The organism is Pseudomonas sp. GD03875 (assembly GCF_029840585.1).
Taxonomy (GTDB): Bacteria; Pseudomonadota; Gammaproteobacteria; order Pseudomonadales; family Pseudomonadaceae; genus Aquipseudomonas; species Aquipseudomonas paralcaligenes.
This window is the reverse complement of sequence record NZ_JAOCCV010000024.1, coordinates 21,870-45,094: the sequence shown is the minus strand read 5'-3', so window position 1 is coordinate 45,094 and position 23,225 is coordinate 21,870. Positions and strand designations below refer to the sequence as shown.

At 67.1% G+C, this 23,225-nt stretch carries 27 protein-coding genes; 11 read left to right on the top strand and 16 right to left on the bottom strand.

Annotated features, from left to right (window positions below):
- Positions 1-304 precede the first annotated feature (304 nt).
- From N5D30_RS18935 to N5D30_RS18900, 8 genes are all read right to left on the bottom strand, one after another.
- Complete coding sequence (locus N5D30_RS18935) at positions 305-649, bottom strand: hypothetical protein (protein WP_279910208.1); 345 nt, start codon at positions 647-649, stop codon at positions 305-307.
- Between the two features lie 64 nt (positions 650-713).
- Positions 714-1,181, bottom strand: coding sequence for a hypothetical protein (locus N5D30_RS18930; RefSeq protein ID WP_279910207.1), 468 nt, complete (start codon positions 1,179-1,181; stop codon positions 714-716).
- A 294-nt stretch (positions 1,182-1,475) separates the two neighbouring features.
- Positions 1,476-1,835: a phage holin family protein gene (locus N5D30_RS18925; RefSeq protein WP_279910206.1), complete on the bottom strand. Its 360-nt coding sequence runs from the start codon at positions 1,833-1,835 to the stop codon at positions 1,476-1,478.
- Entirely contained in the window at positions 1,828-2,232 is a 405-nt protein-coding gene (locus tag N5D30_RS18920) for a putative holin (protein ID WP_279910205.1), read from the bottom strand. Before N5D30_RS18920 ends, N5D30_RS18925 begins: the two co-directional genes overlap by 8 nt.
- A gap of 754 nt (positions 2,233-2,986) precedes the next feature.
- Positions 2,987-3,376, bottom strand: a complete 390-nt coding sequence (locus N5D30_RS18915) for an antitermination protein Q (protein WP_279910204.1) — start codon at positions 3,374-3,376, stop codon at positions 2,987-2,989.
- A 274-nt stretch (positions 3,377-3,650) separates the two neighbouring features.
- Positions 3,651-4,151, bottom strand: a complete 501-nt coding sequence (locus tag N5D30_RS18910; RefSeq protein ID WP_279910203.1) for a replication protein P — start codon at positions 4,149-4,151, stop codon at positions 3,651-3,653.
- Positions 4,141-4,983, bottom strand: coding sequence for a hypothetical protein (locus N5D30_RS18905; RefSeq protein WP_279910202.1), 843 nt, complete (start codon positions 4,981-4,983; stop codon positions 4,141-4,143). Before N5D30_RS18905 ends, N5D30_RS18910 begins: the two co-directional genes overlap by 11 nt.
- Positions 4,984-5,083: 100 nt before the next feature.
- Positions 5,084-5,293, bottom strand: coding sequence for a helix-turn-helix transcriptional regulator (locus tag N5D30_RS18900; RefSeq protein WP_279910201.1), 210 nt, complete (start codon positions 5,291-5,293; stop codon positions 5,084-5,086).
- A 113-nt stretch (positions 5,294-5,406) separates the two neighbouring features.
- On the opposite strand from N5D30_RS18900, the gene N5D30_RS18895 reads away from it, so the two are divergent.
- The 5 genes from N5D30_RS18895 (at position 5,407) to N5D30_RS18875 (ending at position 8,420) form a co-directional block, all read left to right on the top strand.
- Positions 5,407-6,126 carry a S24 family peptidase gene (locus N5D30_RS18895; RefSeq protein ID WP_279910200.1) on the top strand — a complete coding sequence of 240 codons (720 nt, stop codon included), beginning with the start codon at positions 5,407-5,409 and terminating at the stop codon, positions 6,124-6,126.
- Between the two features lie 392 nt (positions 6,127-6,518).
- Positions 6,519-6,851: a hypothetical protein gene (locus N5D30_RS18890; protein WP_279910199.1), complete on the top strand. Its 333-nt coding sequence runs from the start codon at positions 6,519-6,521 to the stop codon at positions 6,849-6,851.
- Positions 6,848-7,006 (top strand): hypothetical protein, encoded by a 159-nt coding sequence (locus N5D30_RS18885; protein WP_279910198.1) that lies wholly within the window; start codon positions 6,848-6,850, stop codon positions 7,004-7,006. The genes N5D30_RS18890 and N5D30_RS18885 overlap by 4 nt, the downstream gene beginning before the upstream one ends.
- Positions 7,007-7,258: 252 nt before the next feature.
- The gene (locus N5D30_RS18880; RefSeq protein WP_279910197.1) at positions 7,259-7,465 is read left to right on the top strand and encodes a hypothetical protein; all 207 of its coding nucleotides are present in this window, start codon (positions 7,259-7,261) and stop codon (positions 7,463-7,465) included.
- A 415-nt stretch (positions 7,466-7,880) separates the two neighbouring features.
- Positions 7,881-8,420, top strand: coding sequence for a hypothetical protein (locus tag N5D30_RS18875; protein WP_279910196.1), 540 nt, complete (start codon positions 7,881-7,883; stop codon positions 8,418-8,420).
- A gap of 70 nt (positions 8,421-8,490) precedes the next feature.
- Here N5D30_RS18875 and N5D30_RS18870 read toward each other — a convergent pair whose 3' ends face one another.
- A complete protein-coding gene (locus N5D30_RS18870; protein ID WP_279910195.1) occupies positions 8,491-10,824 on the bottom strand; it encodes a TonB-dependent receptor in 2,334 nt (777 codons plus the stop codon).
- 33 nt (positions 10,825-10,857) lie between these two features.
- Positions 10,858-13,200 carry a hybrid sensor histidine kinase/response regulator gene (locus N5D30_RS18865; protein WP_279910194.1) on the bottom strand — a complete coding sequence of 781 codons (2,343 nt, stop codon included), beginning with the start codon at positions 13,198-13,200 and terminating at the stop codon, positions 10,858-10,860.
- A 308-nt stretch (positions 13,201-13,508) separates the two neighbouring features.
- On the opposite strand from N5D30_RS18865, the gene N5D30_RS18860 reads away from it, so the two are divergent.
- Both N5D30_RS18860 and N5D30_RS18855 read left to right on the top strand, forming a co-directional pair.
- Positions 13,509-13,799, top strand: a complete 291-nt coding sequence (locus tag N5D30_RS18860) for a hypothetical protein (RefSeq protein WP_279910193.1) — start codon at positions 13,509-13,511, stop codon at positions 13,797-13,799.
- A 30-nt stretch (positions 13,800-13,829) separates the two neighbouring features.
- A complete protein-coding gene (locus N5D30_RS18855; protein WP_279910191.1) occupies positions 13,830-13,961 on the top strand; it encodes a hypothetical protein in 132 nt (43 codons plus the stop codon).
- A 22-nt stretch (positions 13,962-13,983) separates the two neighbouring features.
- Here N5D30_RS18855 and N5D30_RS18850 read toward each other — a convergent pair whose 3' ends face one another.
- Complete coding sequence (locus N5D30_RS18850) at positions 13,984-14,469, bottom strand: PaaI family thioesterase (protein WP_279910190.1); 486 nt, start codon at positions 14,467-14,469, stop codon at positions 13,984-13,986.
- 306 nt (positions 14,470-14,775) lie between these two features.
- On the opposite strand from N5D30_RS18850, the gene N5D30_RS18845 reads away from it, so the two are divergent.
- Positions 14,776-15,021, top strand: coding sequence for a hypothetical protein (locus N5D30_RS18845; protein ID WP_279910189.1), 246 nt, complete (start codon positions 14,776-14,778; stop codon positions 15,019-15,021).
- A 12-nt stretch (positions 15,022-15,033) separates the two neighbouring features.
- The gene (locus tag N5D30_RS18840; RefSeq protein ID WP_279910188.1) at positions 15,034-15,810 is read left to right on the top strand and encodes an exodeoxyribonuclease III; all 777 of its coding nucleotides are present in this window, start codon (positions 15,034-15,036) and stop codon (positions 15,808-15,810) included.
- A gap of 209 nt (positions 15,811-16,019) precedes the next feature.
- Here N5D30_RS18840 and N5D30_RS18835 read toward each other — a convergent pair whose 3' ends face one another.
- Positions 16,020-16,922 (bottom strand): LysR family transcriptional regulator, encoded by a 903-nt coding sequence (locus N5D30_RS18835; RefSeq protein WP_279910186.1) that lies wholly within the window; start codon positions 16,920-16,922, stop codon positions 16,020-16,022.
- Positions 16,923-17,009: 87 nt separating this feature from the next.
- On the opposite strand from N5D30_RS18835, the gene N5D30_RS18830 reads away from it, so the two are divergent.
- Complete coding sequence (locus tag N5D30_RS18830; protein ID WP_279910185.1) at positions 17,010-17,750, top strand: sulfite exporter TauE/SafE family protein; 741 nt, start codon at positions 17,010-17,012, stop codon at positions 17,748-17,750.
- A 169-nt stretch (positions 17,751-17,919) separates the two neighbouring features.
- Entirely contained in the window at positions 17,920-19,629 is a 1,710-nt protein-coding gene (locus N5D30_RS18825) for an amidase (protein WP_279910184.1), read from the top strand.
- Between the two features lie 67 nt (positions 19,630-19,696).
- Here the strand turns inward: N5D30_RS18825 and N5D30_RS18820 are convergent, their stop codons facing one another.
- Genes N5D30_RS18820 through N5D30_RS18805 form a run of 4 tightly spaced genes read right to left on the bottom strand, consistent with a single transcriptional unit; the run spans position 19,697 to position 23,199 of the window.
- The gene (locus N5D30_RS18820) at positions 19,697-20,710 is read right to left on the bottom strand and encodes a BtrH N-terminal domain-containing protein (RefSeq protein ID WP_279910182.1); all 1,014 of its coding nucleotides are present in this window, start codon (positions 20,708-20,710) and stop codon (positions 19,697-19,699) included.
- On the bottom strand, positions 20,707-21,114 hold the full coding sequence (locus N5D30_RS18815; RefSeq protein WP_279910181.1) for a hypothetical protein: 408 nt from the start codon (positions 21,112-21,114) through the stop codon (positions 20,707-20,709). The genes N5D30_RS18820 and N5D30_RS18815 overlap by 4 nt, the downstream gene beginning before the upstream one ends.
- Positions 21,104-22,261 (bottom strand): beta-ketoacyl-ACP synthase III, encoded by a 1,158-nt coding sequence (locus N5D30_RS18810; RefSeq protein WP_279901643.1) that lies wholly within the window; start codon positions 22,259-22,261, stop codon positions 21,104-21,106. The genes N5D30_RS18815 and N5D30_RS18810 overlap by 11 nt, the downstream gene beginning before the upstream one ends.
- A 20-nt stretch (positions 22,262-22,281) precedes the next feature.
- A complete protein-coding gene (locus N5D30_RS18805; RefSeq protein ID WP_279910180.1) occupies positions 22,282-23,199 on the bottom strand; it encodes a dialkylrecorsinol condensing enzyme in 918 nt (305 codons plus the stop codon).
- Positions 23,200-23,225 lie beyond the last annotated feature (26 nt).

Sequence of the window (23,225 nt, the reverse complement as noted above, 5' to 3'; positions counted from 1 at the left end):
CTATACGCATCGCATGTATCGTTTCCTGCAAACGAGGCGCTGACGGTCAGAGGGGATCACTCCCCTCCCACCCCCGGCCTCGTCGCCGCCACCACCCGCAATCCCATCCGCAGATCGCGGGCCACGGCTTTCCGATCCGGCGCCTTCTGGCCACCACCGAACGGATTGGTCATGTTCGTCCATTCGACCAGCGCATCCACCGCGAGCAATAGCTCGGGGATGGTCGCGGACCAGGCTTCGGCCGGCGACCACCGCAACCAGCCGGTGGCCAGGCCGAACAGATGGTCGACGTAGCTGCCCTTCTTTACAGCGCTGCTGCCGGAAGGGCGTTTCCCTCCCCCGGCTCCTCGTCCTTGTAGCTGGGTTTCAGCAGGAAGCTAACGTAGGGGATCAACTGGAACGCAACGTCCTGGACGCCAGCCTGGAAGACCTGTTCCGCCAGCTCGTCGAGCTGCTCGGCCTTCAGCTCGGCGCCGGCCGCGACGATGCAGACCACGCCGTCGACGCTGCCCTTGCCGAGAGCCTGGAACGCCGGCACCAGGCCGCCGAGAACGGCCTCGATCTTGCGTACGGCGCCCAGAGTGGGCTTGAGGGTGAGTTCACGGTCGCCGACCTTGACCACAGTGGTGCCGCGCAGGGTATCGCTCATGTATTGATCCTCTTCTGAATAATGGAAAAGGGCCGGTTGCCCGGCCCGGGGTGAGCGGCAGCGCTTACGGTTCTACTTCGTAGATCTCGGAGTTGATGCCGATGTTGTAGTTGCGACGGATCACGTCGCTGTTCTGCAGGTTGGTCTTGCGGCTGGACATGACCTTGCCGGCCAGGTAGTCGACGGTGCCGTCCACGTACTCGATCTTGATCGGGTAGTCGAAGCGGCTGCGGTCGCGCTGGGCGACGGCCATGGCGACCTGACCGGCATCGCCGGCGTCCAGGCCGACGACGATGCTCATGACGCCGGCATCGAACGCGCCTTTCAGGTGGCGCACACGGCCATCCGAGAGACCGGTGAAGCTCACATCGGACGCTTCGTCGCCGTAGTCGCCAACGCTTTCGACTTCGCCGACTTCGACGTAGGTCAGGCCTTCCAGCAGGGTGATGGCATCGGCCTGCACGGCAGGCAGGTCGGAGGTGAGGCGCGCACCGATGGAGATGCGGGTGCCGGCTCCGGTATTGATAGACATAACGAGTCCTCCTAAGGACAGGATCAAGCCGCAGCGCGGCATTTTTGGGTGAATCATCTGAGTAACGCGGCCATGCGGCTCGCGGTTGCCTCCGCGCGGATGGCCCGCGCGGAAACGGCACGCTCGATGCCGAGAAGGCAGTGCTCACGCGGAGCGACAGCGACTCGTCATCGATGCGTCTTGGCTTCGACCTGATGCTCAGGCCGAGAAATGCGGCTGGAGCCCGTTATCGCCTCCAGCAACTCGTACAGCTCACGCCCGACAGGCAGGCGCTAGCCCGAACGGTGAAGGGCCTCAGCGTTGCGCCCGCCGGCGCTCGACGCCAGACCAGGGCGCGCGCTTCCAGTCCACCCGGAAGAACGAAGCAACGTTGCCCCGGGCTCGATACACCTGCACCATCACTACCAGCAGAATGGTCACCAGCATCGGCGACACCGGATCGACCTGACGGGCGTAGAGTGTGTACAGAGCAACCTGCAGCGAGTAGGCCCCCGTGCAGGCGGCCATGAGCCAGGCAGCCAGGGACTGCGCCAACTTGTACTGCTCGCCGTTGCGCTTCCAGCACACGATGCGCAGGCTGATCGCGCCGCAGATCGCGGCTGCCATCAGGGTCCAGAAATCGATCAGAGCGAATACGGCGTAGGCGCTAGCCATTGTTGCTGCCTCCCGAGTCGGGCCGGCCCAGCACGTGACGGGCGAAGCCGATGACGGTGCTGATCCAGCCGGGCATCTTTCCACCCTTCACCCACTCGGCCACGCTGATCAGAACCGTGACGATCAGGGCTGCCGCGAGAAGCGCAGGCAGCCCGCTGTACTGGGTGACGGCACGTCCCATCAGCTCGGCCGCGACGTAGTAGCCACCCACCCACGAGACGAACAGGTAACCCAGCCGGGCCCAGCCGGCCAGGTCGCTCGCCCAGATCACGAAGAACAGCGCGCCGGCCCAGGCTCCGATCACGGCGTTCAGGTCGACGCCCGGGATCAGCGAGGCCGCTCCGATTCCCAGCACGCTCGGTATCGCGGCCACTGCAACCGTGCTTGGCTCGGCCATGGAAAACCCTCGAAGAAGAAAATAGAGCAGCGCGAAGCGGCGCCGACATGCCGACGCTCGACTCGCTGTATCGCTGCCTGAAGAAAACGCCCCCGAGCACAGGGGCCGCGCGCTGGCGCAAATGCTGTCCAGCTCGGAGGCTGGAGTGCGTCGCCCGATAATCGAGCGACACGATGAAGCCTGTGCGAAAAGCTTTTCCATCCGCCAGAAACGACGAAACCCCAGCGTTTCCGCCAGGGCTTTCGTATCGTGCTGGTCGTTCAGACCAAGCCACGGTGCTATGAAAACAGGTACTTATCCGCGCGGAAAGCTTTTTCTCGTCACCGTGCCAATCTCTTCCGATCGGCCTTCCGGTAACGAAAAAGCCCCGGCGTTTCCACCAGGGCTTTCGTATCGTGCCGGTCATTCGGACCAAGCCACGGTGCCATGAAAACAGGTGCTTATCCGCGCGGAAAGCTTTTTCTCGTTACCGTGCCGAGCTTTTCAGATCGGCCATCCGGTGACGAAAAAGCCCCGGCGTTTCCACCAGGGCTTCCGTGTCGTGCCGGTCATTCAGACCAAGCCACGGTGCTATGAAAACAGGTACTTATCCGCGCGGAAAGCTTTTTTTCGTCATCGTGCCGATCTTTTCAGATCGCCCCTTCAGCAACGAAAAAGCCCCGGCGTTTCCACCAGGGCTTTCGTGTCGTGCCAGTCGTTCGGACCAAGCCACGGTGCTATGAAAACAGGTGCTTATCCGCGCGGAAAGCCTTTTCTATGCCGCCTTGCAGATTTTTTCCAGAGCGCCGTCCACCCACGCCACCCCGGCCCTGATCAGCTCCCGAGCCTTGGCCTCGCCGATTCCGTGATGACGGGCGATGCGCAGCGCCGGCCATTTCGCGCCGAAATACAGCCAGACGAACAGGCCCATCTGCTCGTCCCTGACCGAGAGCCTGGCGACCGCCGCATCGATGACCAGCGCAACATCGTCGACCAGCGTGTAGGCCTTGATACCGCCCCCGCAGTTGGTGTTGTCCCGCATCAGCACATAGCTCGGAGAGATGTACTTGGGCACACCCATGCCATCCATGCGCCACCAGCCCCACTGCTCCAACAGCCACTCCGTTTCCCCGAACGCCTTGTCAGTGTATGTACGTTTCTTCATGCTGCCCTCCGCTTTATTTCACGCACCAAGGCGCGATACCCGGCCTCGATTCCTGGATGCATTGCCCCACCCCGCTCAACCATCTCCCGCCTCCTTGTAGGCTTCCTCGTCCGCGCACAGCTGGCAGCAGCTCGGGCCACCACAGCGTCTGCCCGCGCCGATGCCCGACACATCCACCCCGGAGCCGCGTGCGCAGGTGTCCGGACGCGCCGCGTCACCAACGCGAAGCCCATGCGAACGTCGGTTCGGACGCAGCGCAACGGTTCCCGGCCGATTACTCATGATTCGTTCCTTGCAGCGTCCCGCGGATGTTCGCCAGCGCCGCGCGGCCGATCGACTCCGTGCGCCGGCCTACCTTTTCCGGCAGCGCCTTCGGAATCTCGGCCAGTTTTTCGCCCGCCATCACCTTGCGGCAGGCAATGGCGTAGTTGCGTGCGAAGAGACGCCGGCTGTGCTGGACCGGCATGTGGTTCAGGTCGTAGAAACCGGTCTCCTTGGCCGCATGGAAGACCGCCTCGTGACTCCATCTGGCGCGGTCGACCATCGCCGGGTGAGCGTTGGCGCAAGCCTCGCGATAGGCCTGGCCTTCGCTCGGCAGGCCGAAGGCTTCCGGCGTGCGGTTCTCGCACAGGGAACGAAACTCCGGCGCGCTCGGCGGCCACTTGCGCAACTGCTCGTCCTGGGATGTGGTCAGGGCGGCCAGGCCGGCGGCGATCTGCAGCCCGCTCAATCCGCCGAGTGCCGCGGCCCAGGCGTGGGACTGATCAGCCGACACGCCGAAACTCCCCGTCCAGCGCGTACCGTACAGCTCCGCCATCTTCAGCCAGAGCTTGTCCAGTAGCACCTGGCCGAGCTTCTCGCTCTGCGATGGCTTGCTTGACGCGGTCGACGGCCGAGACGGGTCCTGGTCGATGGGATTGCTGGCTGTTTGCATGGGTCACCTTCTCCGGGAACAGTCCCGTCCAGCCGTGGGCGATAGATTGGATAATGACGCGATCAGCGAATGGGTGGCCGGCCAGTTGCCTGGCCTGGTGTTCGCAGGTCTTGGCAGTGAGTGGTCTCTTGATCTCCGCGCGGTGCTGGCACCAGTCGGCCCAGGCTTGCGGCGAGACGTTGACCGGGCACAGGGCGAGCGGCTCGAATTTCGCGGCGGCCACCGCGCCTCCGAGGGCGGCAATCGGCTCTTGCTCTACGCTCTTGTTCTTCTCTGCATCTTCTCTAGGTAACGCCCCGCTAACGGTCGGATCGTTACCCTTGGCGTTAGCGGCCTTGTGATTCGCCACGCGCTTGGCCGTGAGAAGCCGGTTCTTCGCGGTCTTGCCATTGTGCCGTTCGAAACGCGGGAGGCTGATGACACCCGCCTCCTCGAACATCCAGCCGACCGCCTTCATGTACTCGCAGAATCCGGTAACGCCCGCCAGGCGATCGAGCAGCCGTTTGCTAACGCTCGGAGCGTTACCGTTCTCGGTCTGCTGATCGAACCAGCCCCAGACCCGCAGCAGTTTTCCAACGGCGGCGTCCGGGTCGATGTCGGCCAGGTCCGCGATCTGGCAGACCTCCGGCTTATCCAGGGTGGCGAGCTCGAACTTGATCCAGTCTCCAGCCATACCTATCTCTCTCGTGCCCGATCGGCACTCTGTGAAATCTCCCGCCCTTTCGAGCGGCTTGCCGGCCATGAGGTCGAGGCCCGCCACGCGCAATGCAGACTCAGGCAACGGCCTGGGGGAACACCGCATCCAGGTCGCACTCGGCGCCGAAGTGGTTCAGCGCGGCGACCAATTCGCGCGCCTCGCTGAGCCCCGGCGTGCGGCGACCGTTCTCGTAATGGGCGATGGCGCCTTGCGTCATGCCTACCCGTTCGGCCAGGGCCGCCTGAGTGACCCGGGCTTTCTTTCGGAACTGCTTCAGATTGCTCATGGCGCCTCTCCTTATTCATCGCCCGGATACATTACGTTTAGTAATTATTCCATGCAATAAAACATTACGCAACGTGCATTGCCGTAATAAATACAGGCTGTATTGTTTTGCTCATGAAAAACTGGAACGAACTGGCCAAGGCCAAGATGAAAACGCTGAAGATCACCCAGGAGAGCCTCGCCGAGAGGCTCGGGGTGACTCAGGGTGCGGTCGCTCACTGGTTGAGCGGACGGCGGGAGCCGGACCTGCAGACGCTGGGGCGGCTGCTGGAGGTGCTCGGGCTGCCCCCGCTGCAGATCGGCTCCGGCGATAGCGCCCGGGTCGAAGCGAACGCCGAGCTGATCGGCATGATGTCGGGCTGGGACAGCGCGACCCCGCTGGGCGACGATGAGGTGGCGATACCGTTGTACAAGGAAGTGGAGATGGCTGCAGGAGGCGGTGCGACCGAGGTGGTAGAGGTGCCTGGTCGGTTGTTGCGGTTCGCCAAGTCGACCCTGCGCGAAGCTGGTGTGCTGGAACAGAACGCCGCCTGCGCCACGGTCAGCGGGCGCAGCATGGAGCGCCTGATCATGGATGGCGCCACCATCGGCATTGACCGTGGCACCACCCATATCATCGATGGCGAGATCTATGCCTTCGACCAGGACGGCATGCTCCGGGTGAAATACCTGTACCGCATGCCCGGTGGCGGCCTGCGTATTCGCAGCGAGAACGACGACGAGTATCCGGACGAGATCCTGACCGCGGAGGAAGCCCAGTCCATCCGCATCCTGGGCTGGGTGTTCTGGTGGTCCACCGTCCGGCGCCGACGTGGATTGAGCCTGGCCAGGTAAGCCGGCACACATACAAGCCCAGCGCTGCCCCCATCATTCGTCCGACTGACACGAAGCCCTGCCCAAGCAGGGCTTTTTCATGGCTATGTCCCCGTTAGTTGTTGCGCACCTTGTGGGAGCGGATTTATGCGGCCAATCGGAATGCCGCCCAGCCGCTCCCACAAAAGCAGGATCAGTGCAGCAACACGTAACGGGGACATAGCCTTTTCCATTTCTCCTGCCCCCTCTTCCGACCCGGACTGACTCCGCTCACGACACCTCACCTCGCCGCCGCCATCCCCACGCTCAGACGAATCGACATAAAATTACGAAAAGTATTGACCATGTGAATTACATTTTGTAATCTTAAGCCAGTGACAGCACACAGCGTGCGCTCGAAAGCGAGGACAACCATGAACCACGCAATCAGCAATTACGGCTCGCTCGAGGCCGGCTACTACCGGCGCCAGACGGCCGACCACATCGCGGACCTGCGCCTGGAACGGGTCCGGTTCGCAGCTGAGCAGATCATGGATGCCTTCGATTGGCAGGACGTGCGCGATGCCCTGGAGCTGGCCTGGGAAAAGTCCCCTGAAGCCGCCGAGGCGCTTTGCGAAGCCATGTCTCACCTGGCCCACATGAACATCGGCAAGATCGAGGATCGGCAGCTCCGCGCCATCGCCGAAGCCTTCTCGAAGATCGGCCACGACTACGCCGACCACAGAGCCAGGAGAGAGGCGGCATGAGCCTCCGGAAGCACCAGGCGCGAGGTGAAGCCATGGAAAACCTGCGATTCATGACCCTGCGCTCGTTCGCCGAGGCCATGGCCCGGCTGGGGATACACACGGCCGGCGATCTGCTGGCAACGGGCAAGGCGCTCAGAGCAGTACGGCATGCCTGAACGTCCCGTTCGGATCTATCGAGTCGCGGCCGGCACAGCGAACGCCTGTCCTGGAAGGACCACCGCCGGCTCCAGTCGAGTTCAAGGGGAGTGCACGCAATGACCGACCGCTCACGAGCCAGCCGCCACAGCTATCTCTCTGGCGTTCTGTTCGTGGCCGGTCTCGCAATCCTTCTGAGCATCGTCGGCCCCAGCCTGGGCTGACCCACCATCAACCCGATAGCCGCGCGAGGGCGTGGCGAGGAGAAAGCAATGCCTGAGATACAAGACGGCGGCCCGGCGTTTCCCAACCCGCATGCCGAGGAACTGCAGGGCATGAGTCTGCGCGACTATTTTTCGGCAGGCGTCATGCAGGCGGTGATCACGTCCACGACGGTGGACCTGAAACCCGAGTACATCGCGAAGGTCAGTTACCTGGTGGCCGATGCCATGTTGGTGGCTCGCCAGAGCACACCCTAGCGATACCGGCCGGGAATCGCCCACAAGGCGCTTCCCGGTCCTTTCCCTTTCACCCGCTGCCGGACCGCTGGCGGCAAGGAGTTTTTCCATGCCATTCGAAATGGCCCTCGACCAGGGAGGCACCTTCATGGAGCCACGCCGCCCTGGGCACCCACCGACACGCAGGCCCGCCCCGGGCGGGGCCGGCATGAGCGTTCGAACCATCTGCCGCACCTGGCGCAAACCGGCCGACGAGTGCCGTTGCCTGCGCTGCATGCCGCCGGAGATGTGCCGGCCGGGCTGAGCGCATCACGACCAGCGTGACATACCGCGCGCACCTCTCCCCTGACATCTTCAAATAGAAGGCGCCGGGGATGCAGCGACGCTCCTATTGGGTAACATCGCAAGCCCGAAAAACTCCAGGAAGGAGTCACGCATGGCTGTCGCCCGCGAACCGATCCGCCGTGTGCTGCGCTGGGGCGTAGCGCTCTCTGCAATGCTTTCGTCCCATGGCGCCATGGCGAACGAGGAAGTTCTTCGGCTCCTCCAGAGAGAGGTCGCCGTCAAGACGACCTTGCTTGCGTCGGCAGAGAAGGAATGCAGGGCACGTGAGCAGGCCGCACTGCCAGCCAATCTGACTACCGAAAACCTGCAGGCTCTTGGATTGCCACGCCACGATCTGGGGTTGGCCGTGGGCTATCTGGTGCAGCGCAACCGGTACGCCTGCTCGCGCGCGGTTCTGGACGACTTGTTGCACGCCGCGCTGGCGCTGGAGCGGACACAGAAGGCGCTTGGGCAAAAGCCAGACCCGATCAGCAGCAACCTGGTGGAGTCGGTCTTTCCCGGGCCTGGTTACTATGAGATGGCCGTGGTATTCGACAAGCTGCCGGAAGAAGCCCGTATCACCCTGGAAGATCTGATCGGGCCTGAGCCTCTGGATATGCAAGCCGTCATGAAGCGACTTCCGCCAAGCTGATAGCGCATGCAGTACGTTCAGAAACCCGGGAGATCCCGGGTTTCTGCATTTCTAGCCTGCCGCTGGAGGTCTACCAGCGGGTACGCAGGGTCACGCCCAGGCTGCGGGGGTCGCCAGTCAGCACGCCGTAGTCGCCCGCGCCGAGCTGGGCGTAGACGGCGGTGATGTAGTCCTCGTCGAACAGGTTGCGCGCCCACAGCTCGGCCTCCCAGCGCCGGTCGGCGCGGCGCAGGCCCAGGAGCAGGTTGGTCAGCGCGTAGGACGGCTGGTAGCTGCCCTCGCCGCCTTCGAGGGTGCCGTAGTAGCCGCTACGAAAGCTGTAGTCGAGCGCGCCGAACAGCTCCAGGCCCTGTTCCAGCGGGTGCCGGTAGTCGACGCCGGCGGTGGCGCTCCACTCCGGCGCGTTGAACAGCCGTTCGCCCTTCAGGTCGCACGACCACTGGGCCACGGACGGGGAACAGGGCGCGTTGGGGAAGTCACGGTAGCGCGCATCGCTCCAGGCCACGCCCAGCCGCAGGTCGACGCGCTCGCTGGCGCGCAGCAGGCCGTCGAGCTCGATACCCCGCAGGCGCACCTTGCCGACGTTGATCAGGTTGTCGCGGATCGGCGGCGCGTACTCGTTGGCCGGCGCCCGGTTGGTCAGCGCCTGGTAGTCGTCGACGTCGGCCTGGTACAGGGCCAGGTCCAGCATCGCCCGATCGTTCCAGAAGCTGCTCTTGAGCCCGACCTCGACCGAGGTGACGCGCTCCGCGTCGAAGGTCGGCTGGACGTTGGGACCGATCACTTCGAGGTTGATGCCGCCGGCCTTGTAGCCCCGGGACCAGCTGGCATAGCCCAGCAGGTCGTCGGCGAAGCGGTAGCTGACCGCGAGCTGGCCGGACAGGTTGCTCTCCTCGATCGCGTCCCGCCGGTAGTACGCGCCGCCCAGGGTGGTGTCGCGCAGCAGCGGTCCGGCGATCTGCGACACCGGGTCAGGCCCCAGCGGCGCCAGACCGGACACCTGGCGCGACAGCCAGCCCTGCTTGCGCTCGCGGGTGTAGCGCAGGCCCGGCGTGATGTCGAGGCGGTCGGTGGCGTGCCAGGTGACCTGGCCGAACACCGCGCGGCTGTCCATCCGCTGCTCGCCGTCGAAGGTCTGCCGGGCGCCGTCCAGCAACGAGGGCGGGATCATCCCGGGGGTGACGCCGAGCATGGCCAGCTCCGGCCGGTCACCGAGGAAGAACGCCGCCGCGTCGTCGCCGAAGCGCACGCCCAGCTCGCGGTTCAGGCTCTGGCGCAGGTAGTACAGCCCGGCGACATAGTCGAAGTGCTCGTTGGGCGAGTCGGCCAGGCGCAGTTCCTGGCTGAACTGATGGTGGTCGAGCCGCACCGCGACGTTCTGGGCGATGGACAGCGCCGTGCCGTCGCCGTCCTGGTCGGCGTCGTACGCCCAGTCGCGGTAGCCGGTGATGCTGGTCAGCGTCGCTCCGTTGGCCAGCTGGCCCTCGAGTTCGAGGGTGAGGCCGGTCTGCAGGGTCTTGATGGTGTTCGGCTCGTCCTGCTGCACCCGCCGCGCATAGGGGTCGATGGGCAGCTGGCGGTAGCCGAGGAAGGCCGCGCGCTTGACCGTGGCCTGGCTGTAGTTGCTGGCCATGAACACGTTGGTGTGCTCGTCCTGCCAGCCGTATTCGGCGATCAGGCGCGCGCTGAAGCTGTCGCTCGGCGTCCACAGCAGTTGTCCGCGCAGGCCCTGGCGGTTCTGGTCGCGCAGCTCGCTGCCGTCGTAGACGTTGTCGATCAGCCCGTCGCGTTCGACGTCGTAGCCGGTCAGGCGCCCGGCCAGCACGCCATCGACCAGCGCCCCCGATACCGTGCCGCGATACTGGCGCAGGCCATGCTCGCCGAACGACACCTCGGCGCTGCCCTCCGGCTCGAAGGTCGGAGCCCGGCTGCTGATGTTGATCGCCCCCGCCGAGGTGTTCTTGCCGTACAGGGTGCCCTGCGGCCCACGCAGCACCTCGACGCGCTGGAGATCGACCAGATCGTAGAGCGACATGCCCTGGCGCCCCAGGTAGACCCCGTCGAGGAACACGCCGACGCTGCCGTCGATGCCGTCGTTGAACGAGCTGGAGCCGAGCCCGCGGATGCCGTAGCTGGTGTAGCGCGCGTTGGGCGCCGACACCAGCAGGCTGGGGGCGCGCTGCTGCATGTCCTCGGTCCGGTAGATACCTGCGTCGTTCAATTGCTCGCCGTCGAGCACGGTCAGGGCGATGGGCACCTGCTGGGCGCTCTCCTCGCGGTGGCGCGCGCTCACCTTCACCTCGTCGAGCACCAGGGCCGATGCGGTTTCGGCGGCGGACAGGCCTTGCGCCCCGCCCAGGCAGGACAGCAAAACGATGCCGACCGGATAACCATTGCGAACCATCCTTCCCCCATTCATCCGCACACGGTGAGCCTCCTACGAACCGACATCCACGGCGGCGCGGGAGCCGGGCGCGACCCGCTCGATGGTCGCGAGCAGTGCGGCCGTGTCGGACGGCTTGAGCAGGACGGCATCGAACTGCAGGTCGGCCGGATAGCCCGGCGGCGGCAGCGGAGGGGCGGAAGAATAAAGCAGCACCGGCAGCGCCGGCCACCGCTCGCGCACCGTGGACAGCAGCGCCCAGCCATCCATGCCGGGCATCGCCTGGTCGCTGATCAGCAGGTCGCAAGGCGCTCGCCGCAGCGCATCCAGCGCCTGCGGCGCATCCGCCACCGCGGTGACGTCGAAGCCGTAGCCGCCGAGCAGGTCGCTGAGCCATTCGCGGTTGTGCTCGACATCGTCCACCAGCAGCACGTGCCGGCCGGCACCGTCGACCCGCACGGTGTGGCTCTCCTCGAACGAGAAGTCCAGGTCCTCCTCCCGTGCCCGGGCGAACTCCACCTCGAAGCTGAAGCCGGTGCCGTGTGCCTGCGTCTCGTCCAGCACCAGCCTGCTGCCCATCTGCTGGAGCAGTTCGCTGACGGTGGACAGCCCCAGCCCGCTGCCGGACACGCGCCTGGCCCCGCGGCCACGCCAGAACGGCTGCACCAGGTGCTTGCGCTCTTCCGGGGGGATGCCGATGCCGGTGTCGCGCACCACGAAGCGCAGGCGGGCCGACTCGGCGTCGCAGGCCAGGCACTGCACCTCGAACAGCACCTGGCCGTCGCGGGTGAACTTGGCGGCGTTGGCCAGCAGGTTGATCAGTATCTGGCGCAGGCGGCGGAAGTCGGCCTGCACCAGCGTCGGCAGCCGCGAATCGAAGCGGGATTCGAAGGTATTGTTCTGCTGCGCCGCGAGGAAGCCACCCTCGTCCTCGATCTCCTGCAGGAAGCCGTAGAGATAGCCGGGCGCCAGGACCACCTCGAGCTGGTGCAGTTCGCTGCGCGAGAACTCCAGCAGTTCGTCGATCAGCTCCAGCTGGCGGCAGGCGTTGCGCTCGATCTTCCGGGGGTAGTCCTGGGGCAGGCCGGGTGGCAGCAGCCGCGCGTAATTGACGATGCTGACCAGCGGCGAGCGCAGGTCATGGCTGATCCGCGCCATCAGCAGGCTGCGCGCCTGCAGCGACTCGCGCAGCTGGCGGGTGCGCATGGCCACCGTGCTTTCCAGGCGCTCGTGCTCGGCCTTCTGCTGGTTGTCCAGGTCGGCGAGGGCACGACTCTCCCGGGCCCGCACGCGGCCCACCTCCAGGGCCAGGGTACAGGCCAGCAGGAGCAATCCCGGCAGGGTGGAAGTCACGCTCAGTATGTCGGCGGTGGTCTGCCAGGGCACGCCCGCCACGGACAGCAGGCGTATCAGCCCCTGCAGCATGATCAGCCCGTAGACCAGGTACACCAGCCAGCTGTAGGCCACTTGCCGCCGCCAACCCATCAGCAACGTGGCGGTCAGCAGCAGATAGACGGCCTTGCGCGCCCAATCGAACAGGATGCGCCCCTCGATGTTGTCGACCAGCATCCAGGCGTGGCAGAGCAGCATCATGACGATGAACAGGTCGTAGGCCCTGCCCCACGCAGGCGGCAGCTGGCGCACCTGGAACAGGACCCGGAAATAGACCAGCAGCAGGCAGTACTGGATCAGCCCCAGCGCCCACATCATCCACCACGACCATGGCAGCAGTGCGGGCAGATGCACCAGGTAGCCGTTGACCACGCTGACCAGCATCGCGTAGGCGACGAGCGTCAGGGCGTGGGCGACCAGCAGCCGCGAGCGCAGGATCCAGCCGACGACGAAGCTGAAGGGCACCATCAGCAGGGTGATGCCCAGTGTCATGCCGTCCGCCATGGCACCGTTCTGCCGGTGCTCGAGCAACCCCAGCTCCGACCAGAGCCGGGGTTCGATGATGACCACCGTGTTGCTGGCCACGCGGATCAGCAGGTTCAGCTCCCGGTCCGCCGACAGCGACAGCGGGAAGGCCGGCTGGCGGGCCTCGGCGGGCCACTGCTCCAGCGGGTGTTCGGCGCCGGCGCGCATCGTGTGCCACTGCTCGTCCTCGCGGACGAAAACCTGGATATCCGAAAGACGGGGATCGCCCACCGTGAGCCAGCGTGGGCACCCGCCCGCGAAGTCGCCCGGCAAGCGCAGGCGCAGCCAGAAGGCCGAGCGGCTGTACTGATGGGGCAGGAATTTCTGGGTGGCGGGAACGAAGGCGCTGTCGGGCAGCGCCAGCACCTGGTCGGCGGTCAGGGTGCCGCCCGGGTCCTCCAGTATCTGCGCCTGGCTGGACAGTTCGATCCGCTGCGCCGGGCACTCCGGTGATGCGCAGGCCACGCCGGCGAGCAGCATGCAGCCCACCAGCACCAGCCTCCGCCACCAGCCTCTCACGGGAGGTGGCGCCCCCACGGCTCGCGGCCACACCTGCAGAGCGCCGGCGACGGGGAGCCGGCCAGCGGATGGCTGAAACCTTCGCGACGGAACCGGCGTCCACAGCCTGACACCACCGCGAACGCCCGGAGGCAGGCGCCGAAGGCGCTCGGCAAACATATCGGGTATTCGGACGACACCAGACTCAGACCTTATGCACGAACCGTCATGACCAGGGAGTGGACAGCAAACCCGCCATCGGCCTCTCGGCCCCGGCAGCGGAGGCGAACATGAAATCGCACCACGGCAACGCTGACAACCAGGAACAGACCACCCTCACCGATAAGTGGCCCGAACGGGACGCTCCGACCGAAGCCCGCGGCCTGCCCGGCTACCCCGAGCACGGCGGGCCCGCCGGGCGCGACGTGGACCCGGAACTGGGCTTCGACCCGGACTCGCCGGACCTCGGCGACCCGCAGATCGACCCGCCGCATCCGCCGCACATTCCGGACAGCGCATCGGACCCGCGGGCGGAACGCCGCGCGCCCGACGATCGGTACCCGCCCTACGACGACAAATGACGGCGACGACGCCGAAAAAATAAATCCAACTTGCCGACGCGCTCCGTGGTCAGTCCCTCGGGACTGATCAACATCGAGGCGACCATGACGCTCATCACCGTGCTGGCAGGCGTGTTCTTCCTGATCGTCGGCTGGCTCTGCCTGGAGGCGATAGGCTCCTGAGCGGTACCGGCGGCACCCGCCCTCAGCGTCCTTGCGCGCGCTCGCCGCGCAGGGTCATCACCGCGCTGGTCACGGTGGCCACCACCTTGCCGTCCTCGCGGCGGATGTCGCACTGGTAGTGACTGATGGTGCTGCCCCGGTGCGACGCCCAGGCGCGGGCGCGCAGCCTGTCCTGCCACACCGGCCGCAGGAACGTGGCCTTCAGGTCGATGCTAGTGAAGCTCTCGCCCTCGCTCATCAGCGTCGAATGCGCCGTGCCGATGGCGGCGTCCGCCAGCTCGCAGAGCATGCCGCCGTGCACGGTGCCCTGCTGGTTGCCGTGCCGGATGGCGTCGGCGTCCAGCTCGATCTCGGCCATGGCCTCGTCGATGGCCACTAGGCGGAAGCCCAGCAGCTTGGAGATCTCGGTCGGGTACAGCATGTGCGTCTCGTCCCCGTCGCCAAGTGTGCCCTCCAGCTGGCGCTGCAGGTATTCCAGAACGGTGAGATAGCGCGTGTTTCCGGTCATTCCCGCCTCCATTCGATCTCAGGTTTCTGCCACGGCGACGGCGCCTCACTGAGTCGGTCACGCGCCATCATGCTTCCGACGATGTACCTTGCAGCCACCATTGCAGGCAAGCCATTCCGAGAAAAGTGGTGCCGATGCCAGCGTCGGAGGCGGGCCGAAGCGCGCTTCACTCACAGGCGCTAACCAAGGCGAGGAAGCCGCCCGTCGTTCCGAGCCGCGCCAGCCCTGGAATCGTATGAACTTTCCCGCCTCGCCTGGCTTCTGTCCGTCATGGGGCGTGCCTCCTATCGGGCACTGGAGAGCGACATGAACACCACATCCGTTTCCGACTTCTCTCACGCGATTCCCGGCTACAGGCTCGACTGCGCTTGCGCCCTGGATGGCATGACCACCCTGACCGTACTCAACGAGGTCACCGGCGAGCGCTTCGCCGTGGAAGGCCTGTCCGTCGAGCAGTTGGCAACGCCACAGCTGTGCAAGCAGATCGCCGAGAACCTCACCGTGCACGTGGCCGGCTTCCCCGTAGCGGGCATCATTCGCCTGCGCGACTGAGCCCGCGCCGGCATGCTGCGCATCGCCACGTTCAACATCAATGGCATCCGGCCCCGGCTCCCCGCCCTGCTCACCTGGCTCGAGCGGGAGGCGCCGGACATCGTCTGCCTGCAGGAGCTGAAGGCCGCCGACGACAAGTTCCCTGCCGCCGCGCTGGAACAGGCGGGCTATGGCGCCCTTTGGCGCGGCCAGCCGTCCTGGAACGGCGTGGCGATACTGGCGAAGGGTATGCAACCCCTGGAGATCCGCCGCGCACTGCCCGGCGACGCCTCGGACAGCCAGAGCCGCTACCTGGAGGCCGCGGCCCACGGCGTGATCGTCGGCTGCCTCTACCTGCCCAACGGCAACCCCCAGCCCGGCCCCAAGTTCGACTACAAGTTGGCCTGGTTCGAGCGCCTCATCGAGCATGCCCGGTCGCTGCTGTCGAGCGGGCATCCCGTGGTGCTGGCGGGGGACTACAACGTGGTACCCACCGACCTTGACATCTACAACCCCAGGTCGTGGCTGAAGGACGCGCTGCTGCAGCCGGAGAGCCGCGCCTGCTACCAGCGCCTGCTCGACCAGGGCTGGACCGACGCCATCAGGCACCGCTTCCCCGAGCAGCGCATCTACACCTTCTGGGACTACTTCCGCCAGCACTGGCAACGCGACTCGGGGCTGCGCATCGACCACCTGCTGCTGTCCGAAGCGCTGGCGCCGCGCCTGGTCGACGCCGGCGTGGACCGCTGGGTGCGTGGCGAAGAGCGCGCCAGCGACCACGCTCCCGCCTGGGTGCTACTCGACGTCTAACGCTGGACTTCCGCCTGCGGCGCGACCAGCTCGTTGCCCTCGTCGGGGTCCCGCCGGTCCTCCGACCGGATGTTTTCGCCCACCTCGACCGGCGTGTGGTTCGGCATGGGCACCTGTCTTTAGTGCGGCTTCTCGCGGCTGGTCATCACGTCACCTCGAACGGGCCGGCATTGGCCTCGCAAGGTTCGAGGAACACCCCGCAACGGGGTTCAACCTATCCGCCGGCCGGCCTCCGCGCCCAGGCAGGCGAGCAGGCTGCGCATCGGCGCCGACAGCGCCTGCCAGTCGCGGTAGCACAGGCAGAGCTGCCGACGCGCCCAGTCTTCCTCCAGGGCCAGCACCCGGTAGCCGTAGCGGCGCCGGTGGCGGGCGGCGACGGCCTGAGGAACGATGCCCAGGCCGATGCCGTGGGCGACCATCTCGCACAGCCCCTCGAAGGTCTTCATGCGGATGCGCAGTTGCAGCGACCGGCCCGCGGCCCGAGCGTGCTCGTCGAGGTGATCCTGCAGCGCGCTGCCGGGCGCCATGCCGACGAAGGGCTCGCCGAGCACCTCGGCCAGGCGCACGCCACCGCCCGAAGCCAGACGGTGATCCGCCGGCGCGATCAGCACCAGATGATCCTTCGCCACCGGCTCCAGCCTCAGCCCCGCCGCCTGAACCGCGTCGGACACGATGCCGGCCTCGGCCAGCCCGGCGTCGATGGCCCTGACGATCTCCGCGCTGGTGCGCTCCTTCAGCTCGATGTGCAGGTCCGGCCGCTGCGCCAGCCACGGGGCGAGCCGGCGCGGTAGGAATTCCGTCAGCGCCGAGGTGTTGGCATACAGGTGCAGGGTGCCTCGGGCGCCCACCGCGAACTCCTCCAGCTCGCCGCGCAGCAGCGCCTGCTGGCGCAGGATCAGGCGCGCGTGATGGGCCAGCGCCTCGCCGGCCTCGGTGGCCGCCACGCCCCGCGGGTGGCGCCGCAGCAGGGCGACGCCCGCGTCGGCCTCGATGTTGCGCAGCCGCTCGCTGGCGGAAGCCAGCGCGAGGTTCGCGTCGGCGGCGCCGCGGGTGATGCTGCCGGCATCCACCACGCACAGGAAGAGACAAAGGTCCGCCAGGTCGAGCCGCATGATTCCACCTCCAGCCTTCGGATGACCCGAAGGCAACGCCGGAAAAACCGCATTGTGCGCCCGGACCGGCCCGGCTCCAATAAGCCCATGAACGAATCCACTGCTTTTCTGGTCACCCTGATTTTCCTCGCTGCGGGCCTGGTCAAGGGCGTCACCGGCATGGGCCTTCCCACCGTCGCCATGGCGCTGCTGGGCAACCTGATGTCGCCCGCCGCCGCCGCGGCGATGCTGCTGGTGCCCTCCTTCGTGACCAATCTGTGGCAGTTGCTCGCCGGCCCGCAGACCCGGCGGATGCTGCGCCGCCTGTGGCCGATGATGGCGGGGATTGTGCTCGGCACCCTCGCCAGCGCGGAGCTGCTGGTCCGGGTCGACGCCCGCTGGTCGGGCCTGGCGCTGGGCAGCGCTCTGGTCGTCTACGCCGGCTACGCGCTGCTGTCGCCGGCGCTGTCGGTGCAGGCGCGGGCCGAGCCATGGCTGTCACCCGTCGTCGGTCTGCTGACCGGGGCGATCACCGGCGCCACCGGGGTCTTCGTGATCCCGGCGGTGCCCTACCTGCAGGCGCTGCGCCTGGACAAGGACGAGCTGGTGCAGGCGCTCGGCCTGTCCTTCACTGTCTCCACCCTCGCTCTCGCCGCCGGCCTCGCCGCCCGGGGCTTCATCCAGCAGGACCAGCTCGGCGCTTCCACGCTGGCCATCCTGCCCGCGCTGGCCGGCATGTGGCTCGGCCAGAAGGTCCGCGCGCGGATCAGCGCGGCACTGTTCCGCCGCGGCTTCCTGTCGTTCCTCCTGCTGCTGGGGCTGGAGCTGATGGTGCGTCCGTTCCACTGAGCCCCATAGGCGAGGCACCGGATACGCGGCATCATAGAAGGCCGACCGCGCCGACTCATCGGCGCCGCTGGCCCGTGCGCCAGCCGTGCCACGCACTCAGCGAGAACCGATATGAGCACCGCCCAGAATCCCATGACGACCTCCACCCTCGGCGACAGGAGCTGACGGCATGATCGAAGTCACCGAAACCTCCATCGCCGACCTGCGCGCCGCGCTCGAATCCGGCCGCACCACCGCCGTCGAACTGGTCCAGGCCTACCTGGCCCGGATCGACGCCTACGACGGCCCCAACACCCCCACCCGGCTCAACGCCGTGGTGGTGCGCAACCCCGAGGCGCTCGACGAGGCCAGGGCCTCCGACGCCCGCCGCGCGCGCGGCGAAACGCTCGGCCCGCTGGACGGCATCCCCTACACCGCCAAGGACAGCTACCTGGTCAAGGGCCTGACCGCCGCCTCCGGCAGCCCGGCCTTCAAGGACCTGGTCGCCCAACGCGACGCCTTCACCATCGAGCGGCTGCGCGCGGCCGGCGCGATCTGCCTGGGCAAGACCAACATGCCGCCCATGGCCAACGGCGGCATGCAGCGCGGCGTCTATGGCCGCGCGGAAAGCCCCTACAACGCCGCCTACCTCACCGCGCCCTTCGCCTCGGGCTCGTCCAATGGCGCCGGCACCGCCACCGCCGCCAGCTTCGCCGCCTTCGGCCTGGCCGAGGAAACCTGGTCGAGCGGTCGCGGGCCGGCGTCGAACAACGGCCTGTGCGCCTACACGCCGTCGCGCGGGGTGATCTCGGTGCGCGGCAACTGGCCGCTGACCCCGACCATGGACGTGGTGGTGCCCTACGCCCGCACCATGGCCGACCTGCTCGCGGTGCTCGACGTGGTGGTGGCCGACGACCCGGACACCCGCGGCGACCTGTGGCGCCTGCAGCCCTGGGTGCCGATCCCCAGGGCCTCCGAGGTGCGCCCCGCGTCCTACCCGGCGCTGGCGGCAACGGCCGAGGCGCTGGCCGGCAAGCGCTTCGGCGTGCCGCGCATGTTCATCAACCAGGACCCGGACATGGGCACCAGCGAGGCGCCGGGCATCGGCGGCCCGACCGGCCAGCGCATCCACACCCGGCCCTCGGTGATCGACCTGTGGCAAGCCGCACGCCAGGCGCTCGAAGCGGCAGGGGCGGAAGTGATCGAGGTCGACTTCCCGCTGGTCTCCAACTGCGAGGGCGACCGCCCCGGCGCGCCGACCGTGTTCAACCGCGGCATCGTCTCCCAGGAATTCCTGCACGACGAGCTGTGGGACCTGTCAGCCTGGGGCTTCGACGACTTCCTGCGCGCCAACGGCGACCCCAGGCTGAACTGCCTGGCCGACGTCGACGGACCGCAGATCTTCCCCCACGATCCGGGCACCCTGCCCAACCGCGAAGGCGACCTGGCCGCCGGCATGGACGAATACGTGCGCATGGCCGAGCGCGGCATCAAGCCCTGGGACCAGATCCCGACGCTGCCCGACGGCCTGCGCGGCCTGGAAAAGACCCGCAAGCTCGACCTGGAAGACTGGATGGACCAACTGGGCCTCGACGCGGTGATCTTCCCCACCGTGGCCGACGTGGGCCCGACGGACGCCGACGTCAACCCGGCCTCCGCCGATATCGCCTGGAGCAACGGCGTCTGGGTCGCCAACGGCAACCTGGCCATCCGCCACCTGGGCGTACCCACCGTCACCGTGCCAATGGGCGTGATGGCGGATATAGGCATGCCCGTAGGCCTCACCTTCGCCGGCCGCGCCTACGACGACTCGGCCCTGCTGCGCCTGGCCTCGGCCTATGAGGCGACTGGGTCGAGGCGGCAGGTTCCGGTGCGGACGCCGCCGCTGAACAAAGGCTAGGACCGGCGTCTACGGGAGCGGCCCGGAGCGCAATGCCCGGCTCGCTCCCGCCGCAACCCTGTGGCGGTCAGCCCTTACGCCTGCTCCAAGCCCCCAACTCCTTCATCAACACCCGCTCCTGCCCGGCGATGCCGCGCAGGCGTTCGGCGATGGGGCGGAAGTCCGGGGTTTCGCCCTTGCTGCGGCTGGCGCGGACGCAGGCGGAGGCGAACTGGCGCCAGTCGTCGCCGATGGCGGTGAGGCGGGTCGAGGCTTCGGCCAGGTCGGGGGCGCCGAGCTTTTCGCCGGCTTCCTGCAGGAAGCTGGCGTACATGAAGCGGAAGCCGGCGCCGCCGGTGCCGATTTCTTCCTGCATGCGCACGATGTGGGTGAGGTAGAGGCGGTTGTACTTGGTCTGGGTGGGGTCGAGCTTTTCCACCTGGGTGGCCAGGTGGCGGATGCCGCGGATGCCGATCCAGGGCAGTGGCATGCCGTCGAGGATGCGGGTGGTGGCCAGTACGGCCTGGCGGATGAGCTTGTCCCAGTCCTGTTCCCGAGGCACGTCGTCGAGCCAGTACATCAGGCCCTTGGCCGCCAGCGCGCCCTTGGCGAAGCGCGCCTTCTGCAGGTCGGCGCTGGCGCAGCGCACCGGCTCTTCGAACACCGGGTCGCTGATCAGGTATTCGTCGCCGTCGCGGCCGTAGGCCAGCAGGTTGTGGGCGTTGAAGTGGAAGCGCATTTCCGGCGGGAAGTACGGCAGCCAGAACACCGAGCTTTGCAGGCCGGCCAGTCGCCCCTGGTCGAGCAGCGCGTCGAGGGCGCGACGGCCCTCTTCCGGGTTGCCGAAGGTGCGGCTGTGCAGGCGCGCGCCGAGGCGCTTGCTCAGGGTCTTGATCAGGTGCCGGGGCGGCATGCGGTAGGCGATCAGAGGCATGCCGCCGAGCTTGACGATGGGCAGGTAGGCGAAGGCCAGGCCCGAGGCCAGGCCGAAGGCCATCGGCTCGCTCATCGGCAGGCCGGCGTGGGTCAGCAGGCTGGCCATCACCCCGCTTTCGCAGTGGGCGCTCTGGCGGTGCTGGAAAAGCGGTTCGAAGCTGCTCATGCCGGGGCCTTCTGGTAGCCGATCAGTTGTTCCACCGGCAGGCCGAAAGCTTCGGCGTATCGGGCGAGGATGGCGGCGTTCAGGCGCCGGTAGACGGCCGGGCGGAAGTGACGACGGATGCGCCACTGCCAGAGACCGGTGATCTGCGCCAGCGCCGGTTCGTCCAGGCGGTAGCGGTACATCAGGCATTTCAGCGGCGACGCCTCGCCGCGCCGCCAGGCCGCCTCGGCCTCGGCTTCCTGGGCTTCCAGCTCGGCCACCGCCAGCTGGGTGGCGTAGGCCTCGGTCTCCCAGCCGTCGCTCTGCGCGCGCTGGTAGTGGCCCTGTTCGTCCACCGCGTAGACCAGCTTGCTGTGGCCACCGTAGGTGGAGCTGTGGTCCTGGGGCACTTCGTCAAGCTTCATCGCCGACCACCGTCAGATGCATGAACGCGCTGGAGAAGCGGCCGCTCTCCGGCACGTAGCAGAGCAGGCGCTCGCCACGGCGCAGGCGGCCGCCGTTGAACAGTTCCTCGAGGATGATGAAGATCGAGGCCGCGCCGGTGTTGCCCTTGCTGGTCAGGTTGGTGAACCAGCGCTCCTGGGGGATCGGCAGGTCGGCCTCGGCCAGGCCCTCGGCCAGGCGCTCGCGGAAGAATTCGGAGGAGTAGTGCGGCAGGAAGTGGTCGATGTCGGCGGCGCGCAGTTCGCGCTTGCGCAGGATGCGCTTGAGCGCCTCGACCACGGTGATGCGCACGATGTTGTCGTTGAGCAGCTTGACGTCCTGCTTGATCGCCATCACCGAGCGGCGGCTGCGCTCGTCGGCGTCGAAGCGGCTCCAGCCGGTCAGCGCGCCCTCTTCCATCTCGGCGCCGGCGTACATGCACGGCGGCATCTGGTCGGCGAAGGAGAGGATGTCGATCCAGTCGATGCGCAGGCTCAGCCCGCTCGGGTTGGGTTGCCCTTGCAGCCAGACGGCGCCGGCGCCGTCGGAGAGCATCCAGCGCAGGAAGTCCTTCTCGAAGGCGATCTCCGGGTGGTTCTCCAGCTCGCCGGCGCGGCGCTCGTACTCGGCGTCGAAGTTGCGCGCCTGCATCAGGGTGGAGGCGACTTCCGAGCCGCAGGCCACGGCGTTGCGGCTCTCGCCGCTGGCCACGCTGAGCCAGGCGTATTTCAGCGCGGTCATGCCGCACAGGCAGATGCCGGCGGTGGTCACCACCTCGCCGGGCGGGCTGCCCAGCTCGCCATGTACCATCACCGCGTGGCCGGGCATGGTCTGGTCGGGGGAGGAGGTGCTGGCCACCAGGCAGTCCAGCGCGTCCAGTTCGAAGCCCGGGCCGGCCAGGCCGCGGATGGCGGCCGCGCTGATCTGTGCGTTGTTCATCGCCGGCTCGCCACTGGCCGGGTCGATCACGTAGTGCCGGTTCTGGATACCGTTGCGCTTGAGTACCAGTCGGCGCGCCCGCGATGGGCGCCCGCCGACCAGGCCGAGGCGCTCCTCCATCTGTTCGTTGTCGACCGGATCGAAGGGCAGGTAGGCGCTGATGCGATTGATGAAGACGGGATTGGCCACGTTGAATTCCTCGGGTCACTTCACTCGCCGGACGGGCCGGCGAAGTAGGCCTTTTCACGCAGAGTCCGATCCCTGGACAGCGGAGCCAGCAGTTTCTTGAGCAGGGCGCCGAGCGGCACCACGGTGATGATCAGGCAGATCAGGAAGACGATGTAGAACACCAGGCCGGCGCCACGGCGGACACTCTGCTGGGGGCCGAGGGCCGAGAGCAGGCGGCTCCACAGCTGGAAGCTGCGGTTACCGACCTTCTCGCTGCCGATCAGTTTCTCGTCGACGCGCACGGCGCCGAGGCCCTTGAGCATGGGTTCGGTGATGGGCGTCTCATCGGCACTCAGGCGCTGCGCCATGGCCTCGCCGAAGCGGCTGGCGGCAGCGATCTCGCCGTCCTCGATGCCGGCGCGCGGCACCCAGGAGTAGGGTTTTTGCCGACCGGTGAACATCCACAGCGGGGTGGCCAGGAAGCTCGCGGCGGTGCCGCAGGCGTCGGTCAGAGCGATGTTGTCCACCAGCCGCGCGCCGAGCTGGGCGAGGCGCGCCTTGACCTTTTCCTGAGCCATCAGCCACATGTTGCGGCAGCCGATCAGGGTCACCACCGGCGTATCGCGGAGCAACCGGGCCGCCTCCGGCGAGGCGAGGAAGCTGGTCACCGGCAGCGACGGCGAGAGGAACCAGACTTGGTAGGCGAGGATCACCAGGTCATAGCGCTTGTCCGCGTCCACCCGCAGCGGTTGCAACGGCTCGGGGCGCATCAGCACCGTCTCGGGAAAGATGCGGAAGAAGCCCAGGAAGGGCCATGGGAAGGGAAAGGGGCGCTCCGGTTGCAGCTCTAGGTAGTCCACCTGCACGCCGGCGGTTTTCTCCAGCGGCGCGCATACCGACCGGACCAGGCGATCCAGTTGGCCGGTTTGTGAGAAGTGGACTACCAAAACCTGACGCATCCGCTGCCGATTCCCTGCAAAATGGG

What these genes read in the sequence shown, in the direction of transcription:
- N5D30_RS18820 (WP_279910182.1), bottom strand. Translation starts at nt 20,710, where the DNA reads ATGAGCAGCTTCGAACCGCTTTTCCAGCACCGCCAGAGCGCCCACTGC.
- N5D30_RS18860 (WP_279910193.1), top strand. Translation starts at nt 13,509, where the DNA reads ATGAAATCGCACCACGGCAACGCTGACAACCAGGAACAGACCACCCTC.
- N5D30_RS18890 (WP_279910199.1), top strand. Translation starts at nt 6,519, where the DNA reads ATGAACCACGCAATCAGCAATTACGGCTCGCTCGAGGCCGGCTACTAC.
- N5D30_RS18925 (WP_279910206.1), bottom strand. Translation starts at nt 1,835, where the DNA reads ATGGCTAGCGCCTACGCCGTATTCGCTCTGATCGATTTCTGGACCCTG.
- N5D30_RS18895 (WP_279910200.1), top strand. Translation starts at nt 5,407, where the DNA reads ATGAAAAACTGGAACGAACTGGCCAAGGCCAAGATGAAAACGCTGAAG.
- N5D30_RS18815 (WP_279910181.1), bottom strand. Translation starts at nt 21,114, where the DNA reads ATGAAGCTTGACGAAGTGCCCCAGGACCACAGCTCCACCTACGGTGGC.
- N5D30_RS18905 (WP_279910202.1), bottom strand. Translation starts at nt 4,983, where the DNA reads ATGGCTGGAGACTGGATCAAGTTCGAGCTCGCCACCCTGGATAAGCCG.
- N5D30_RS18840 (WP_279910188.1), top strand. Translation starts at nt 15,034, where the DNA reads ATGCTGCGCATCGCCACGTTCAACATCAATGGCATCCGGCCCCGGCTC.
- N5D30_RS18850 (WP_279910190.1), bottom strand. Translation starts at nt 14,469, where the DNA reads ATGACCGGAAACACGCGCTATCTCACCGTTCTGGAATACCTGCAGCGC.
- N5D30_RS18865 (WP_279910194.1), bottom strand. Translation starts at nt 13,200, where the DNA reads ATGCTGCTCGCCGGCGTGGCCTGCGCATCACCGGAGTGCCCGGCGCAG.
- N5D30_RS18935 (WP_279910208.1), bottom strand. Translation starts at nt 649, where the DNA reads ATGAGCGATACCCTGCGCGGCACCACTGTGGTCAAGGTCGGCGACCGT.
- N5D30_RS18830 (WP_279910185.1), top strand. Translation starts at nt 17,010, where the DNA reads ATGAACGAATCCACTGCTTTTCTGGTCACCCTGATTTTCCTCGCTGCG.
- N5D30_RS18915 (WP_279910204.1), bottom strand. Translation starts at nt 3,376, where the DNA reads ATGAAGAAACGTACATACACTGACAAGGCGTTCGGGGAAACGGAGTGG.
- N5D30_RS18825 (WP_279910184.1), top strand. Translation starts at nt 17,920, where the DNA reads ATGATCGAAGTCACCGAAACCTCCATCGCCGACCTGCGCGCCGCGCTC.
- N5D30_RS18920 (WP_279910205.1), bottom strand. Translation starts at nt 2,232, where the DNA reads ATGGCCGAGCCAAGCACGGTTGCAGTGGCCGCGATACCGAGCGTGCTG.
- N5D30_RS18885 (WP_279910198.1), top strand. Translation starts at nt 6,848, where the DNA reads ATGAGCCTCCGGAAGCACCAGGCGCGAGGTGAAGCCATGGAAAACCTG.
- N5D30_RS18805 (WP_279910180.1), bottom strand. Translation starts at nt 23,199, where the DNA reads ATGCGTCAGGTTTTGGTAGTCCACTTCTCACAAACCGGCCAACTGGAT.
- N5D30_RS18900 (WP_279910201.1), bottom strand. Translation starts at nt 5,293, where the DNA reads ATGAGCAATCTGAAGCAGTTCCGAAAGAAAGCCCGGGTCACTCAGGCG.
- N5D30_RS18845 (WP_279910189.1), top strand. Translation starts at nt 14,776, where the DNA reads ATGAACACCACATCCGTTTCCGACTTCTCTCACGCGATTCCCGGCTAC.
- N5D30_RS18870 (WP_279910195.1), bottom strand. Translation starts at nt 10,824, where the DNA reads ATGGTTCGCAATGGTTATCCGGTCGGCATCGTTTTGCTGTCCTGCCTG.
- N5D30_RS18930 (WP_279910207.1), bottom strand. Translation starts at nt 1,181, where the DNA reads ATGTCTATCAATACCGGAGCCGGCACCCGCATCTCCATCGGTGCGCGC.
- N5D30_RS18880 (WP_279910197.1), top strand. Translation starts at nt 7,259, where the DNA reads ATGCCTGAGATACAAGACGGCGGCCCGGCGTTTCCCAACCCGCATGCC.
- N5D30_RS18835 (WP_279910186.1), bottom strand. Translation starts at nt 16,922, where the DNA reads ATGCGGCTCGACCTGGCGGACCTTTGTCTCTTCCTGTGCGTGGTGGAT.
- N5D30_RS18875 (WP_279910196.1), top strand. Translation starts at nt 7,881, where the DNA reads ATGGCTGTCGCCCGCGAACCGATCCGCCGTGTGCTGCGCTGGGGCGTA.